Consider the following 15,424-nt stretch of genomic DNA (forward strand, 5'->3'; position numbering starts at 1 on the left):
AGGCCTGGCTGGGCACTTCGACGCAACGGTGGGTCAGTAGGCACAGGGGCAACAGCGCGGCGACGAAGGCCACTTCGAGTACGAGACTGCCCTGCCGCCGTCGGCCGATGGTGCCGTCGATCACCGCTGCGCCACTACTGGCGGGCCAACAAGCTGTCGGCTCCTACATCGCCGGAACCGTCGGCGGCGCCCCGCTCAGCGTGGTCAGGCAGTACATCGAGCAGCAGAACCGGCCGGTGTGAGCACGGACGGCTCCGTCGGCCTGTGGAGCGTCGACCTGCGCGACCCGGCAGGCGCGATCCACGACATCTGCGCGGCCGTCGACACCGACCTCACCCCTCTAGAACAGTCCCGCTACCTGCACGACCGGTCCACGGAAACCGGCTGTCGACGGGCCGCGCCATAGGAGGAGTCAGTCGGCGCACGACCCCACTCGCAGCTCCGCCCACACGGTCTTGTACGCCCCGACCGGCCGGAGTTCGCAGCATTCGTACGCGGAACCCGCGCCCGTGCGCGTACCCCCAGACGTCCATCCGGGCGGCGACGAGCCGCCGGGCGCCCGGTGGGGTGCAGGCGAAGAGCTGAGTGAACGTGCCGATGACGACGAGAGGTTGGAAATCGATCTCTGCGGACAGGCGAGTGCACGAAGGTCCTGCGCCCCCCTCCGGGCCACGGGTGCCGTCGGCAATCAGCTCCGCAGCTGCCGGTGCGCCAACGACGTCGCCTGTCCGCCGTACCGGAACCCTCAGCCCGCCGTCACATTGCTCGTGATCAACCGCAGCAGCTGCTTCACCGCGGCATCCTGCTCCGGCGTCAACCCCATGGCGTTCCCCATCGCGGGCGGCACCGCTCCAGCCCTCTCCCGCAGTGCCGCCCCCTCCTCGGTGAGCCGGATGGCCACCGAGCGTTCGTCTTCCGGCCGGCGTTCGCGGCGCAGCAGCTCGGCCGCCTCCAGTCGCTTCAGCAGCGGTGACAGCGTGCTGGACTCCAGCTGGAGGGCCGTACCGAGATCGCGCACGGAGATCGAGTCCTGCTCCCAGAGCACCAGCATCACCAGGTACTGGGGATAGGTCAGCCCGAGTTCGTCCAGGAGCGGGCGATAGCGCGCGGTGACCGCTCTCGACGCCGCGTAGAGCGCGAAGCACAGCTGGTCGTCCAGGAGCAGGGTCTGCTCGGCCCTGCTGCCTGCGGATGTACTCACGGAAACGGCTCCCTTCACCGGGCCCCACCGTACGGGTTCGAGTCCTCTCGATTCTATCGACCCCTAATCAGTTGTGCACGACTTAATAGCGCGCTACTGTTCTCGGCATGCCGCCACTCGGCCGAACCCGCAGACCGAGCGCGTCCCCGGCACCCGATCCGAGGAGATCGTCATGACCGACAGCACCCCCCGCCCCGTACTGGAACCGGCCGCCCAGGCCTTCGCCGAGGCCACCGCGAACCCGCCGTACCTCTTCGACCTGGGCCCCGTCGAGGGCCGCAAGACGGTCGACGAGGTGCAGTCGGGTGAGATCGCCAAGCCCGCCGTGGACGAGGAGTGGGTGACCGTCCAGGGCGGCCCGACCGGCAGCGTCCGGACGCGCATCGTGAAGCCCGCGGGCGCCACCGGCACCCTCCCCGTGGTGATCTACCTCCACGGCGCGGGCTGGGTCTTCGGCAACGCCCACACGCACGACCGGCTGGTCCGGGAACTCGCCGTCGGCACCGGCGCCGCGGTCGTCTTCCCGGAGTACGACCTCTCCCCCGAGGCGCGCTACCCGGTCGCCGTCGAGCAGAACTACGCGGTCGCCCGGTGGGTCGTGGAGCAGGGCGCGGCCAAGGGCCTGGACGCCACGCGCATCGCCGTGGCCGGGGACTCCGTCGGCGGCAACATGACCGCCGCGCTGACCCTGATGGCCAAGGAGCGCGGGGACGTCCCGCTCGTCCAGCAGGTCCTCTTCTACCCGGTCACCGACGCGAGCTTCGACACCGGCTCCTACCGCCAGTTCGCCGAGGGCTACTTCCTGCGCCGCGATGCCATGCAGTGGTTCTGGGACCAGTACACGACCGACGAGAAGCAGCGCGCCGAGATCACCGCGAGCCCCCTGCGCGCCTCCGTCGACCAGCTGCGCGACCTGCCCCCGGCCCTGGTCATCACCGCCGAGGCGGACGTCCTGCGTGACGAGGGCGAGGCATACGCGAACAGGCTGCGCGAGGCCGGAGTCCCGGTCACCGCGGTCCGTTACCAGGGCGTCATCCACGACTTCGTGATGCTCAACGCGCTGCGCGGGACCCACGCCGCCGAGGCCGCCATCGCCCAGGCGGTCAGCACCCTCCGCACAGCCTTCACGGCTTCCTGATCTCCCGACCGCCGCACGCCCAGGCCCCGGACCGCAAAAATCCGGGGCCTTTTCCTGTGAGGTCCAGTAGTGTGCCTAGGAGTCCTAGGTTTGCAGAACACGCACAGGTTTACGGAGCACGCATGGCCCCCCGCGCAGGCCTCACCGCCGAACGCCTCACCGAGGCCGCCGCCGACCTCGCCGACGAGATCGGCTTCGAGAACATCACCCTGGCCGCCCTCGCCAAACGCTTCGGCGTGAAGGACGCGAGCCTCTACTCGCACGTCAGGAGCCTCCAGGACCTGCGCACCCGGCTCGCCCTGTTCGCCGGCGGCGAGATGATCGACCGGATCGCCGTCGCGGTGGCGGGGCGGGCCGGGAAGGACGCCCTGGTCGCCTTCGCCGGTGCCTACCGGGCGTACGCGCTGGAGCGGCCGGGGCGGTACGCGGCCACGCAGATCCGGATCGACCAGTCGCTGATCGCCGGCACCCCCGCGCTCCACCGCACCGTCGAGATCACCTACGGCATGCTCCGGGCCTACGGCCTCGCCGAACCCGATCTCACCGACGCGGTACGCCTGTTGCGCGCCGCCTTCCACGGCTACTGCGCCCTGGAGTCGGCGGGCGGCTTCGGCGCCCCCCGCGACGTACAGAAGTCCTGGGACAGGGCGGTCGACGCCCTGCACGTGGCACTCGAGAACTGGCCCCAAGAGGAGAGCACCGATGACTGACCCGCACTACGACATCACCGGCCACGGCCCCTTACTGCTGCTGCTCCCCGGCGGCGCCGGACACCCGATGGGCCTCGGCCCGATGACGGAGTCGCTCGCCGGGCACTTCACCGTCGTCACGTACGACCCCCTCGGCCTCGCCCACGGCCGCCTCGGCGAACCCGTCGAGGACCAGCGGGTCCAGGACTGGAGCGACGGTGCGCGGCGGGTGCTCGACGCGACACTCCCGGAGGACGGGTCGGCGTACGTCCTCGGCACCAGCGCCGGGGCCATCGCCGCGCTCGATCTGCTCGCCCGGCACGCGGAACGGCTGCGGCACGTGGTCGCGCACGAGCCGCCGTGTGTGGGGGTACTGCCGGACGGGGCGCGACAGCAGGCCGCGTTCCGGGAGATCTGCGCCGTGTACCGGGCCAAGGGGCTCGCGGCGGCGGGTGCCCTGATGACCGCCGTACTGGAGGACCGGGCGGCGGGGGAGCTCCCTGAGGGCCAACCCCTGACTCGCGAGGAGGAGTTGGTGAGCCCGATGGCGCTCTCCCTCGCGCATGTCCTTGGGCCCTTCACAGCGTACGTCCCCGAAGCGGGCCCCACGCAGGCCCGCCTCACCGTCGCCGCGGGGACCGACTCCCGGGGTCAACTCCTTTACCGAACCGCCGAGTTCCTCGCGAAGACGCAACAGGCCGACTTCGTCGAGTTTCCCGGCGGTCATCTCGGCATCCTCCAGCACCCGGTGGACTTCGCGGACCGGCTCACGCGGACGCTGCTCGGGACCGGCGTGCGGTCATGACAGGTCGCCGAGCGCGTCGGCGTAGTACGTGGATCCCCTGAGGTGCAGGGCGAGTTCGCGGAAGGTCCAGCCCTCGCCGGGTGAGTGGTCGAGCTGGTGCTCGGTGAGGGCGCCGAGGCGGTTGGCCCAGGTGCGGGCGAGCCGGGTGAGACGGCTGCGGGCCTCGTCCAGGTCCTCCTGGGTGAAGGGCGCGAGGTCGGCCGCGGTGGTCGTCGTGGACGCGTGCCAGTGGTCGGGCTGCGGGGTCTCGCCCGCGAGCCGCGCCTCCAACTCGGCGAGGTGGTCGATCAGATGGTCGGCGACCCGGCGGATCGCCTTGTGCGGCGTGTAGACACGGTCGTCGACATGGACGGGCTTGCCGTCCCAGGCGGTCCAGGTCTCGGCCAGGACCAGCACATGGTGGACCATGCCGGTCACGGCATGGTCGGGCGTCTGCTGCGGGTGTTCGGTCATGCGGGCACGCTAGGCGGGTGTTGTTTCGGTGCCGGCCGAAGTGTGGTGACCACGAGCGGCCCGCGGGGCCGGCCTCAGTTCTCCCGTTCCGCCGCACTCCGCTCCACGCAGAACTCGTTGCCCTCCGGGTCGGCCAGGACCACCCAGCCCATGCCGTCGCCCGTGCGCTGGTCGTCGATGAGCGTGGCGCCCAGGGTGAGGAGGCGGGCGACCTCCTCGTCGCGGGTGCGGTCCTGGGGCTGGAGGTCGAAGTGGAGGCGGTTCTTGACGGTCTTGGTCTCCGGGACGGTCACGAAGAGCAGGCCCGCCTCCTCGATCAGTGCCTCCTCGTCGCCCGGCCGGTCCTCCTCGTGCAGCGGCTGTCCGAGGGCCTGGGACCAGAACGCGGCGACCGCGTAGGCGTCGGCGCAGTCGATGGTCACATGGCGGATGGTGGAGGTCATGCGGGGATTCTCGGGGGTCCGGTCGGCCACCGCAAGATCGGCGGCAACGTTCGCGTCCCCTGCGGCGACATGGAGGTATGACTTCCGCAAGACGCACACCGCGCGACGCCGACACTCCCCGAGGCACCGCTCGCGACACGGTTCGCGACATCCCTCGCACCGGCCACCGCCGGGTCCGCGCCGCCCGTAAGCCCGTCGTCGCCGGTCTCGCCGCGACGACCGCGCTCGTCGGCGCCTGGTACGCCACCGCCGGCGCGGCCACCGCTCCCCCGCTCACTCCAGCCACCACGGCCGTGACCCTGGCCGCCAAGTTCCCCTACCTGTCCGCCGGTTACAACAACACCCGCGAGTGGACGCGGACGGCGACGGCGGCGGCACCGAACGGCACCCTGCGCGTCGCCTGGCCCGCCTCGGACGGCATCCACGTCACCCCGCTGACGTCCGCCGGAAAGCGCTCGGGCACGGACACCGTCGTCAAGGGGGCGAAGGAGGTCGGCGGTCTGGTCGCGCACAACGACGGCTTCGCGCTGCTCACCCGGGTCGCCGACACCAACAAGTGGAAGGAGACGGCGGCCGCGATCGTCCGGTACACGAACGGCAAGCAGACCTTCCGGACGAAGCTCACCGGCACGGCCTCCCACGACACCTCCCCCACCCTCGACGGCCAACTCACCTGGAACGGCAAGAAGTACGGCGCCTACTACGTCGTGCACGGCGCGGGCGGCTTCGCGGACGGCCACTTCGGCGACAAGCTGTCGTACGTCAGTGCCAAGGGCGCGAAGCTCAGCGGGGGTTGGGGCTGGGGGTGCAGCCACAACGAGGGCATAGCACTGCACGCCGAGACCACCGGCGACTTCGCCTCCCTCTGCTTCGACGACTGGCGCTCGGGCCTGTTCGTGTCGACGGGCATCGGCGCCCCGGACGTGGCTCCGGTCGTACAGCGCGAGCAGTGCTGGGCCGGGTACTGCGGCGGTACGTTCCCCGGCCGCACCGGCGACCTGCTGAAGTCCTCGACGGGCCGCTACGCGACCGCCTTCGCCTCGCGCGGTGCCGCGTCCGCGAAGAAGAACCCGGACGACTCGAGCGGCCGCGGCTGGACGGTCAAGCCGAGGACCAGCACTCACCAGGTGGCGGTGGCCTTCCTGAAGAACCGCAACTCCGGCCCGGGCAAGGCCATTTACCTCACGAACGCGCCCGGCACCGAGCATGTGAACGTGCACGTGGCGCCTTACGGCAAGGACCGCCTCCTCGTGTCCTGGGAGTCCCTGAAGAACGCCAAGTGCGCGAGCGGCACCTGCACCGGCACCTTCACCGGCACGCACGTCCGGCTCATCGACTGGAACGGCAAGTTCCAGAGCGCGGACAAGGTGGTGTCGGTGCGGATCACGGGGGACATCGCGGTCCAGAAGGACGGCACACTGGCCTGGGCGTACGTCCCGGTCACACCGTCGTACGCTAAGCCGCTGACGGGCGCGTCACCGACCTCGACGAGCCTGCGGATCGCCCGCCTCAAGCCCTGAGCGGTACGAGCCGCTCGACCATGCGCCGCATGACCTCCACCGGCAGGGCCGGGTTCCGGGCGGCGGTCTCCGCGGAGCCGGTTCCCTGCCGCAGCAGCTGGACGAGGATGCGGGCCGGCAGGTGGGGGTGTCGAGCGGCCGCGCTGCGGATGTGTTCGTGCGGGTCCTCCAGGAGCCGTGCCGCAGCCGCCGGAGAGAGCCGCGGGTCGGTCACGGCCCGGCGGCGGACCTCTTCGCTCCTGTCCCGGCTGAGCCGTTCGACCAGCTCGGGCGTGGACTGCGGGTCGTCGAGGGCCAGTCTGCGCATGCGAGGGTTCGGGTCGTCGGCGTAGCGCAGGAGGTCGTGGCGGGGGAAGTTGGGGTGGCCTTGTGGCCGGTCTGGGCTGGTGAGGCTGCCGTCCCACCACTGCCACACCCGCATGAGCATGTCGGCGGGCGCGTCGTCACAGGACTCGGCGAGGAAGAGCTGGACGACGCGGTCCTCGTCGTCGGCGAGAAGAGCCACGGCGTCCGGCGGGAGGTGCCTGGCGCGGGCGACGCTCCTGCGGACCAGGGGGTGGGAGGAGGCTGCCAGGCGGCGCATGGCGGCTGGGGCGTCGTGCAGGGCGACGACCCAGTCGAGCGGGAAATAGTGAACGCCCGGATCGAAGTCGTAGAGGATTCCCGCGCGGTCCTCCTCGGTGAGGTCCGCTCGCGTCGAGATCTCGAACCGCACGCCGGCGTCGGGATCGTCGCCGAGCAGGCCGACCAGGTCCGGAGCGAGGCGTGGGTTGCCGGCCAGGGAGCGGCGCTCGGCCGGCTCCCCGTGTCGCGCCACCTGTGCCGCGAGGTCGTGCTCCAGGAGACACGTCCGCAGCGCCTCCCGCTTGTCGTCCAGCTCTTCGTACACCGACCGGGGCATCGGGTGCTCCCGGTGGTACAGCAGCAGCGCTCGCGCCCGCACCAAGTCGTGGGAATCGACCAGCAACGCGTCTCGCGCCGGGGCGTCGAGGTGCGGCCAGGCCGCCGTGCAGGCCACATAGCGCACACCGCCGTCGGGGTCGGCGGCCAGGGCGACCGAGAGGGAGGCGGGCAGGCCCTTGAGGCGGGCGGTCTCGGAGCGGACGCGGGGGGACGGGTCGGCGGCGAGTCCCCGGCAGGCGTCCTCGGGAAGTTCTGCCCAGCGGTCGGCGGCCAGCATGGTGAGGATCCACCGCTGTCGCTCATCCCGCTCCGCGAGAATCGCGCGGGCCCACTGCTCGGGCGTGATGTTCGGCTGCTGCTCGGCCGCCCTCATCCGCAGCTTCCAGTCCGGGTGGGCCAGGAGGACGTCCACGGCGTCCGCCGGGAGCGCACGGTACATCGCGTACGGCGACCGCTCCACCAGAAGCGGCCACAGATCCTGCGGAGTGCCGGGGTTGAGTGAGAGTCCGTCCGCCCACGCGTCCAGCAGCTTCCCGAGGGGCTTCGGCCCCTCGAACAAGGACGCCCACGCGGCCGCCCGCTCCTCCGGCGTCTCCGCTCCGGCCGCCCGTGCGGCCTCCTCGCGCCGCTCCCCGAGCCGGTCGACCGCGACGAGCCAGACCGCGTACTCCTCGGTCGTGGCGCCCACCATCGCGTCCCCGTCCAGGGACAGCGTGAGGAACTCCGGCTGCCCGGGTCGAGGACCCAGGACTCCGGCGAGATCCCAGCCGTCGGTGAGCCGGACCCGCACCCAACTCCGGCCCTGGTTACCGGAGAAGTCGATGAAGAACACCCCGTCGCCACCGAGGATCCCCGCGTCGGACGCCAACCGGTGCCACTGGGCGTTGAGTTCGGCGACCAGATCCGGCCGGTCGTCCGCGACCGCCACGGTCGGCTCGACCTCGGACCCGATGACATGCCGCCACACGGCCGGAGGCGGCGGCACCTCCTCGACCCGCCGCTCCCCCACGACCTCCAGCCCGGCCCGGCCCAGCAGTTCGACCAGTTCGTCTCCGCCACTCATGATCCTCATACTGCCCGGGGCGGCTCAGTCCCCGGCGGTGATTTCCACTCCGGAGCCGTTCAGCCGAACCCGCGCCTCGGGGCCCCCGCTCCACACCACCGTCAACTCACCGGCCCCTCCTGCCCGTACGGTGACCGTCTCCTCCAACGGCACGGCATCCGCGTCACCGGTGAGCCGGGCCAGCGCGACGAACAACGTGTCCCCCTCCCCGGTCACCCCGCTCAGCTCGTCGTCGAGGCCCACGGCGGCCAGCAGTTCGGCCCGCGCGCCCTCCCGCGGGGACCACCCGGTCACCCGTACCGACGTCCCGGGCTCGGCACCGGCGACGAGGAAGGCGCGTACCTCCACGGCTCCCTGCGCGAGCACGACACTGGAGACCTGCGTACCCCCGGCCGCCGTGTGCCGCGAGGCCACCCACCCCTCCCCCACCCCCAACGGCACGATCTCCGTACGGCTCGGATCGCCGTCCACGATCACGCTGTTGTCGTACGACGGCGAGGGCTCCGTCACCGTGGAGTAGGCGAGGCGGGTGTAGTAGGGGTCGTAGCGGACGTCCTCGCTGCCGTGGTTGTGGAGGCGGACGAGGCCGTCGGAACTCGTGGACTGCAGGAGCCAGTTGGGGGCGGTGATCGAGGTGACCGCGTCGGAGCGTTCGGCCGGGCCCGGCTCCTCCACCGCCGTCCACACCTCGTGGTCGGCCGGGAGGAGCAGGCCGAGGAAGCCCTTGCTCGCCCAGTACGGGGACGCCGGTCCCGAATAGCCCTGCAGGACGGCGGGGTCGGGGCCGTGCCAGCCGAGGGTGAGGAGGCCGTTGGCGTCCACCGCGCCCCGGTCCAGGAAGTACTTGAGGGCCCCGGACGCCAGCCGCCGGGTCTCGCCCGGGGCCAGCGGGGTGTGGCCCGTCAGTGCGCCCAGCCACAGCGGGGCCGTCGTCGCGAAGCGGTACGTCAGGGAGCGGCCCTGGTGCATCGGGGCACCGTCGGCGCCGAACAGGCGGGCGTAGTCCTCGAGATGGCGGGAGAGACGGCCGCCGTACAGGTCCGCCAACTGGTCGTCCTGGGCCAGCCAGGCGTGCAGCACCGGGTACAGGTGCATGGCCCAGCCGTTGTAGTAGTCGAACTTGCGGCCGTCGCCGTCGGTGTACCAGCCCTCGCCGACGTACCACTGCTCGATGCGCTCCAGCCCGCGGTCGATCGCCTTGCGGGAGGCGTCCGGCTCATATCCGGCCGACGCCAGGAAGCCGGCGACCGTGACCGGGAAGAGCTCCCAGTTGCAGGGCCAGGCCTCCGCGGTCAGGGCGTCGCCGAGCCAGGCCGCGGCGCGCTGCCGTACGGCGTCGTCCAGCCGGTCCCAGAGCAGCGGCTTCGTGATGCGCAGGGCGAACGCGATCGACGCCGCCTCCACCAACGGCTGGCTGCGGTCCTCGATACGGGGCCAGACTCCCGAGACTCCGGCGGCGAGCCCGTCCGCGTACCGCTCCAGTGCGGTCCCGTCCTGACGGAGGGCCGCCAGCAGGAGCGTACGGGCGTAGCCCTCCAGCCCGTCGGAGAGCCGGCCGGACCAGCTCTGCCGGTCGCCGGGGAGGTGGTAGAGGGCGCGGTCCTCGGTGGCGTACGGCTCCACCGCGGCGAGCAGGGCGTCGGCCGCGGCCTCCCAGTGGGCGCGCGTGTAGCCGGTGTACGGACTGAGGGTGCGGTCCTCAGGAGGCAGCTGCATCGGTTCTCTTTCTTCGGCTCACCACACAGACCTGGGGCGCCCCGGTTCCGGTCGGGACGCCCCAGGCGTCTATCCCACCCGCACCAGCCCTGCGGGCGCCAGCCCCTGTGCGACGAGTTCGTCGCGGACCAGGCCCGCGTACACGGTGGCGCCGTGTACGGAGGTGTGGGTGTTGTCCCTTTTCTCGTTGTAGAGGTAGATCGCCTTCGAGCCCTCCACTCCCAAGGACTCCACCAGCGTCTTCGTCTTCGCCGTCAGGTCGATCAGCGGGACGTCCTCTGCTGCGGCCACCGAGCGGATCACCGCGGGATGGTCCACCCCGAGGCCGTTGACCAGCAGGGCCGTCCCGTTGTTCAGCGTGCCGTCCGAGTTGAACCAGCGTCGCACGATGGGCGTCACGAGGACAGGGTTCCCGCCTTTCTCCCTCACACCCGCGACCAGTGTCTCCAGGTTCGCCCGGTACGTCACCTCGTCGGTCGTCTTGTCGTTGTGGGCGAGCTGGACGAGGACGAGGTCGCCGGGGCGGATCAGCGGCTGGACCGTGGCCCACAGGCGCGGCTCGGCCAGATACGTCACCGTGCTCTCGCCGGAGTCGGCGTAGTTGGCCACGGAGACGCCCTTGCGCAGGTACTGGGGCAGTTGCTGGCCCCAGCCGGAGTACGGGTCGCCGGGCTGGTCGCAGACCGTGGAGTCGCCGACCAGGAAGATCTGGCGGGTGTGCCGGGCGGGGGTGACCTTGATGCCGGCGAGCGCGGGGGCCGAGCCGCCCAGGGCGAGGTCCAGGCCGGGCGTGCCGTCGGGGCCGGTGGGCTCGCCCTCCGGGGTGCGGACGTTCACGGTGAAGCTCCGGGAGGCCCGTTCGCCGGCCGCGACCGCCGTCTCCGGCAGCAGGGAACGGCGGGTCTCGCCGCTGATCGCGGTGTGCGACTCCGCGTCACCACCGAGCAGCACCTTCACGTCGTACGTGCCCGGCGGGACGTCGAAGTGGCAGCCGGCCGCGGTGCAGTTCTCGAGGCCCGGGGGACGTCCGGTGTGCGCCTGCGCCGGTACGGCCGTCAGGCCCGAGGCCAGCGCCACCGCCGTCAGCAGGGCGAGGTTGAAACGTCTCATTCGTGGTTCCTCCGTCAGGGGGACAGCACCTGGCGCCGGACCGTACCGCCATCCGCAAGCGCTTTCTAGACCTTGGACCGTTTTCACAAGATTGCCAACTTCCAGCGAGCGAAAGCCCTTTCGCGAAATCGATTCAACTGTCACTCTCCAAAGCACCCGCACCACCCCCACACCTCCCGGAGGAGGCACCCCCACATGTCCGAATCCACCGTGAACAGACCGGTCGGACGCCGTACCTTCGTCCTCGGCACCGCGGCCGTCGCAGGGACGGCCGCGTTCGCCGGGCCGCTCGCCGAGACCGCGTCCGCCGCGGCCTTCGGCTGGAGCGACGACGGCTCCAACTACGTCGTCGACACCGGCGCGAGCCTCGTCTTCAAGGTCAGCAAGACCAACGGCGATCTGACCTCGCTGGTCTACAAGGGCACCCAGTACCAGGGCTACGGCGGCAAGAACTCGCACATCGAGTCCGGGCTCGGCACGTCCACCGTGAGCATCAAGCAGTCCGGCACGACGATCCTGATCTCGGTCGCGTACGGCACGCTGAAGCACTACTACGCGGCCCGCAGCGGCGAGAACAACGTCTACCTGTGGACCAACAAGGCCGACGACTCGGTCTCGGCGACCCGCTACATCCTGCGCGTCAACGCGGGCAAGTTCCTCAACGACGAGCCCGACTCGTACACCTACGCGCCCACCACCATCGAGGCCTCCGACGTCTTCGCGAAGTCCGACGGCCAGACCCGCTCCAAGCACTACGCGAAGGCGCGGGTCATCGACTACAACTACGTCGGCTGGACCACCGGCAGCGTCGGCCTGTACATCGTGCGCTCCAACCACGAGAAGGCCTCCGGCGGCCCGTTCTACCGCTCCCTCCTGCGCCACCAGAGCGCGGACGGCGGCGGCCTGTACGAGATCCTGTACTACGGCGAGAACCAGACGGAGGCCCAGCGCTTCGGCCTCCAGGGCCCCTACGTCATCGCCTTCACCGACGGCGGCGCCCCCTCCTCCGCGCTGTACCCGGGCACCCTCACCACCTCGTGGGCGGACGCGCTCGGCATCTCGGGCTACGTCCCCGCGAGCGGCCGGGGCAAGGTCGCGGGCGTCGGCATCACCGGGCGGAACACGGCGTACGCCTACACGGTCGGACTCGCCAACTCCGCCGCCCAGTACTGGGGTTCGGCGCGGTCGTCGGACGGCTGGTTCTCCATCGGGGGTGTGCTGCCGGGGACGTACACGCTGACCGTCTTCAAGGGTGAACTCGCCGTCTACACCGGCTCGGTGAGCGTCAGCGCGGGCGGCACGACCACCCTCAACTCCATCGCGATCCCGTCCTCGAACGATCCGGGCAACGCGAGCGCGATCTGGCGCATCAACAACTGGGACGGCACGCCCGGCGGCTTCAAGAACGCCGACCTGATGACGTACGCCCATCCGTCCGACGTCCGCGCCTCCTCCTGGACCGGCAACGTCGTCATCGGCAGCGGCACCGAGACCTCGGGCTTCCCCTGCTACCTGTGGAAGGACGTCAACAGCGGCATCATCGTCTACTTCAAGCTGACGGCCGCGCAGGCCGCCGCCGCGCACACCCTGCGCATCGGTGTGACGACGGCCTACGCCAACGGCCGCCCGCAGGTCGTCGTCAACGACACCTGGACCTCCGCCGTCCCCTCCCCGCCCACCCAGCCGAGCACCCGGTCGCTGACCGTGGGCTCGTACCGGGGCAACAACTACACGTTCACCTACAGCGTGCCGGCGTCCGCCTGGCTGACGGACACCAGCGCCTACAACACGCTGAAGATCTACGTGGCGAGCGGTTCGGGGTCGACGTCCTTCCTCAGTGCGGGCACATCGATCGACGCGATCGATCTGCTGGCCTGACGTCAGGTCCCGCGCGTCCACTGCTGGTTGGCCGCTCCGCTGCACGCGTACGTGATGATCGCGGCGGAGTTGGCGGTGGACGCGCCGTTCACGTCCAGGCACTCGCCGGAGGCCCGGGCCTTGATGTTCACGTACGAGCCCGACGTGACCACCGACCACTGCTGGGTGGTCGCGCTCCCGCAGTTCTCCTGGGTGACGTTGGTGGCGTTCTCCTGGAGGCACAGGGAGCTGCCGCGGCCGACCAGCTGGTAGTAGCCGGTGCCGAGGTCCTTGAACCACCACTTCTGGTTGGCACCGCCGTTGCAGGTGTACTGGCTGATCGCGACGCCCTGCCACAGCGACTGACTGGCCACGTCCGCGCACTTGCCGCTGTTGCGGGAGACCAGCGTGTTGTACGTGGCACTGGTGCCGCTGATCGTCCCGGCCGCCGCGTCGATCGTGATCTGGGGGTACCAGGACATGGACATCGTGGTGGAGGTGGGGAAGGTCAACGGCAGCCACACGTACCGGGAGTCGTTGACGGTCCCGCCGAAGGAGTTGCCCCAGCGGTCGCCCATGTAGAGGTACGAGGTGCCCGAAGTCCCCTGCACCGGAAGGACGTACGCGGTCTGCGAGTTGTACGTCGTGGAGTCGCCGACGTTCGCCATCGAGGTCCACGGTCCGGCGAGGGAGGTGGCGGTGGCGTACTGCTGCTGGTTGGCGCTCCAGCCGGTGGCGCCCGACGTCAGCATGAAGTAGACGCCGCCCCGCTTGAACAGGGCCGGGGCCTCGCGGTGGCCGCCGACCCACGGGTTGGCGACCAGGCTCGCGATGCCGGTGTAGTCGGCGGTGAGCCGGTAGATGTGCAGGTCGTAGTTCTCGTTGGCGGCCGAGACCATGTAGCCGGTGCCGTCGGTGTCGACGAACGTCGTGATGTCGCGGGACATGTTGTCGCCCAGCGGGCGGAAGCTGCCCTGGTAGGTGTAGCTCCCGTCGACCGTGGAGGAGACGGCGACGGCGGCGCGGGCCTCGCTGTAGTCGGTGCCGTTCTCCTTGTGCATCCACATCACGAACTTGCCGGTGGACGCGTTGTAGACGACCTTGGGCCGCTCGATGTAGGCGGTGGCGAGCTCCGAGGCGCTGGACTGGGTCAGGACGTGGTTCCTGAACTCCCAGTTCTTCAGGTCGGTGGAGCGGTAGGCGTCCACGTACCGGAAGGTGTTGTCGGCGTTGCGGTCCTCGCCGAACCAGTAGTAGTAGGAGCCGACCTTGATGACCCCGCCGCCGTGGGCGTGCAGGGCGTTGCCCGAGGTGTCCGTGAACTGGACGCCGTTGGGGATGGTCAGCGGAGCGGCCTGGGCCGGTCCGGCGGTCACCAGGGCGCCGGCCAGGGCCAGACACAGGGCGAGCAGTACCGCGTGAGCACGTCTCATGACGCGACCTCCGTGTCCGTGGCGGTGTCCGCCACCGGTATGCCGAAGTTCGGGGTGCCGTCCGCGTGCCAGCCGAGCTTCTGGACGCGGGTGTGGCGGTTGGGGTCGTTCAGCGGGTCGCCGACGATCTCCTTGTACTGGCGGGCGTGGTAGACGAGGACGTCACTGCGACCGTCCTCGGCGACGGTGAAGCAGTTGTGGCCGGGGCCGTACTGCCTGGTGGTGTCGTTGCTGGTGAAGACGGGTGTGGGTGACTTGGACCAGCTCGCCGGGTTCATGAGGTCGGCGTCCGCGTCGACCGTGAGCAGGCCCATGCAGTAGTGCCAGTCGGTCGCGCTCGCCGAGTAGGACATGAAGAGCCGGCCGTTGCGGGCGATGACCGAGGGGCCCTCGTTGACCTTGTAGCCGATGCACTCCCAGTCGTACTCCGGGGTGGACAGCCTGATCTGAGGACCTGTCAGGGTCCAGGGGTTCGCCATCCTCGACAGGAAGATGCCGGTGTTGTTGTCCAGGCCGGGCTCGTGCTGGGCCCAGGCGAGGTACCGGCTGCCGCGGTGGGTGAAGGTGGTGGCGTCCAGGGAGAAGGTCTCCCAGGCGGTCCTGATCTGGCCCCGCTCCGCCCAAGTCCCCTTGAAGGGGTTGGGGTTGGCGTTCTCCAGGACCCAGATACGGATGTCCCACACACTCTCGGCGGGCGCGGAGGCGAAGTAGACGTACCACTTGCCGCCGACGCGGTGGAGCTCCGGCGCCCAGATGTGGGCGCCCATGACACCGGTCGGGTGCTTGGTCCAGATGACGGACTCGTCGGCGGTCGCGAGGCCGTTCAGGGTGCGGGAGCGGCGCAGGATGATGCGGTCGTACTCGGGGACGGTGGCCGTGAAGTAGTAGTAGCCGTCGGAGTGACGGTGGATGTACGGGTCCGCGCGGTTGCGGACGAGCGGGTTCACGAGGGGGGCGGCCTTCTTCGGGCGCGGTGCGGCTTCGGCGGCCGTGGGGGTGGCTGCCAGGGCGCCCGCGGCCAGGGCACCTTTCAGCAGCAGTCGCCGGTGGGGGACGTCGGGGGCGCGGCTCATACGGACTGCCTCTCGGAGGG

14 protein-coding genes and 1 pseudogene are annotated in these 15,424 nt (G+C 70.6%); 7 read left to right on the forward strand and 8 right to left on the reverse strand.

The window, feature by feature from the left end:
• Positions 1-126: 126 nt before the first annotated feature.
• Positions 127-242, forward strand: a pseudogene (locus AQJ46_RS52315) (IS200/IS605 family transposase); the annotation flags it as partial.
• Positions 239-406, forward strand: coding sequence for a hypothetical protein (locus AQJ46_RS55490; RefSeq protein WP_159064043.1), 168 nt, complete (start codon positions 239-241; stop codon positions 404-406). The pseudogene AQJ46_RS52315 and the gene AQJ46_RS55490, both read left to right, overlap by 4 nt.
• A gap of 339 nt (positions 407-745) precedes the next feature.
• Here the strand turns inward: AQJ46_RS55490 and AQJ46_RS20385 are convergent, their stop codons facing one another.
• Positions 746-1,201, reverse strand: coding sequence for a MarR family winged helix-turn-helix transcriptional regulator (locus tag AQJ46_RS20385; protein WP_208616957.1), 456 nt, complete (start codon positions 1,199-1,201; stop codon positions 746-748).
• Positions 1,202-1,373: 172 nt separating this feature from the next.
• Between AQJ46_RS20385 and AQJ46_RS20390 the strand changes: the two genes are divergently transcribed.
• The 3 genes from AQJ46_RS20390 to AQJ46_RS20400 all read left to right on the forward strand — a co-directional run bounded on the left by AQJ46_RS20390 (position 1,374) and on the right by AQJ46_RS20400 (position 3,833).
• Positions 1,374-2,339: an alpha/beta hydrolase gene (locus tag AQJ46_RS20390; protein WP_059206972.1), complete on the forward strand. Its 966-nt coding sequence runs from the start codon at positions 1,374-1,376 to the stop codon at positions 2,337-2,339.
• A 122-nt stretch (positions 2,340-2,461) separates the two neighbouring features.
• Positions 2,462-3,049, forward strand: a complete 588-nt coding sequence (locus tag AQJ46_RS20395; protein ID WP_059206973.1) for a TetR/AcrR family transcriptional regulator — start codon at positions 2,462-2,464, stop codon at positions 3,047-3,049.
• Positions 3,042-3,833, forward strand: a complete 792-nt coding sequence (locus AQJ46_RS20400; protein WP_059206974.1) for an alpha/beta fold hydrolase — start codon at positions 3,042-3,044, stop codon at positions 3,831-3,833. The genes AQJ46_RS20395 and AQJ46_RS20400 overlap by 8 nt, the downstream gene beginning before the upstream one ends.
• On the opposite strand, the gene AQJ46_RS20405 is transcribed toward AQJ46_RS20400, so the two are convergent.
• Both AQJ46_RS20405 and AQJ46_RS55495 read right to left on the reverse strand, forming a co-directional pair.
• The gene (locus AQJ46_RS20405; protein WP_059206975.1) at positions 3,828-4,286 is read right to left on the reverse strand and encodes a hypothetical protein; all 459 of its coding nucleotides are present in this window, start codon (positions 4,284-4,286) and stop codon (positions 3,828-3,830) included. The genes AQJ46_RS20400 and AQJ46_RS20405 overlap by 6 nt on opposite strands.
• Before the next feature lie 74 nt (positions 4,287-4,360).
• Positions 4,361-4,729 (reverse strand): VOC family protein, encoded by a 369-nt coding sequence (locus tag AQJ46_RS55495; RefSeq protein WP_057611326.1) that lies wholly within the window; start codon positions 4,727-4,729, stop codon positions 4,361-4,363.
• Between the two features lie 77 nt (positions 4,730-4,806).
• Here AQJ46_RS55495 and AQJ46_RS20415 point away from each other — a divergent pair, with 77 nt between their 5' ends.
• The gene (locus tag AQJ46_RS20415; RefSeq protein ID WP_225887368.1) at positions 4,807-6,249 is read left to right on the forward strand and encodes a hypothetical protein; all 1,443 of its coding nucleotides are present in this window, start codon (positions 4,807-4,809) and stop codon (positions 6,247-6,249) included.
• On the opposite strand, the gene AQJ46_RS20420 is transcribed toward AQJ46_RS20415, so the two are convergent.
• The 3 genes from AQJ46_RS20420 to AQJ46_RS20430 form a co-directional block, all read right to left on the reverse strand.
• Positions 6,239-8,215 (reverse strand): hypothetical protein, encoded by a 1,977-nt coding sequence (locus AQJ46_RS20420; protein ID WP_059207297.1) that lies wholly within the window; start codon positions 8,213-8,215, stop codon positions 6,239-6,241. The genes AQJ46_RS20415 and AQJ46_RS20420 overlap by 11 nt on opposite strands.
• Positions 8,216-8,239: 24 nt before the next feature.
• Positions 8,240-9,931, reverse strand: coding sequence for a DUF2264 domain-containing protein (locus AQJ46_RS20425; protein ID WP_059206976.1), 1,692 nt, complete (start codon positions 9,929-9,931; stop codon positions 8,240-8,242).
• 69 nt (positions 9,932-10,000) lie between these two features.
• On the reverse strand, positions 10,001-11,041 hold the full coding sequence (locus AQJ46_RS20430; protein WP_059206977.1) for a rhamnogalacturonan acetylesterase: 1,041 nt from the start codon (positions 11,039-11,041) through the stop codon (positions 10,001-10,003).
• A gap of 195 nt (positions 11,042-11,236) precedes the next feature.
• Here AQJ46_RS20430 and AQJ46_RS20435 point away from each other — a divergent pair, with 195 nt between their 5' ends.
• Entirely contained in the window at positions 11,237-12,919 is a 1,683-nt protein-coding gene (locus tag AQJ46_RS20435; protein ID WP_059206978.1) for a rhamnogalacturonan lyase B N-terminal domain-containing protein, read from the forward strand.
• Positions 12,920-12,921: 2 nt separating this feature from the next.
• Here the strand turns inward: AQJ46_RS20435 and AQJ46_RS20440 are convergent, their stop codons facing one another.
• Both AQJ46_RS20440 and AQJ46_RS20445 read right to left on the reverse strand, forming a co-directional pair.
• Positions 12,922-14,331, reverse strand: a complete 1,410-nt coding sequence (locus AQJ46_RS20440; protein ID WP_059206979.1) for an RICIN domain-containing protein — start codon at positions 14,329-14,331, stop codon at positions 12,922-12,924.
• Positions 14,328-15,404 (reverse strand): glycoside hydrolase family 43 protein, encoded by a 1,077-nt coding sequence (locus tag AQJ46_RS20445; protein WP_059206980.1) that lies wholly within the window; start codon positions 15,402-15,404, stop codon positions 14,328-14,330. Before AQJ46_RS20445 ends, AQJ46_RS20440 begins: the two co-directional genes overlap by 4 nt.
• Between the last annotated feature and the right edge of the window lie 20 nt (positions 15,405-15,424).

This window comes from Streptomyces canus (genome assembly GCF_001514145.1).
Taxonomy (GTDB): Bacteria; Actinomycetota; Actinomycetes; order Streptomycetales; family Streptomycetaceae; genus Streptomyces; species Streptomyces canus.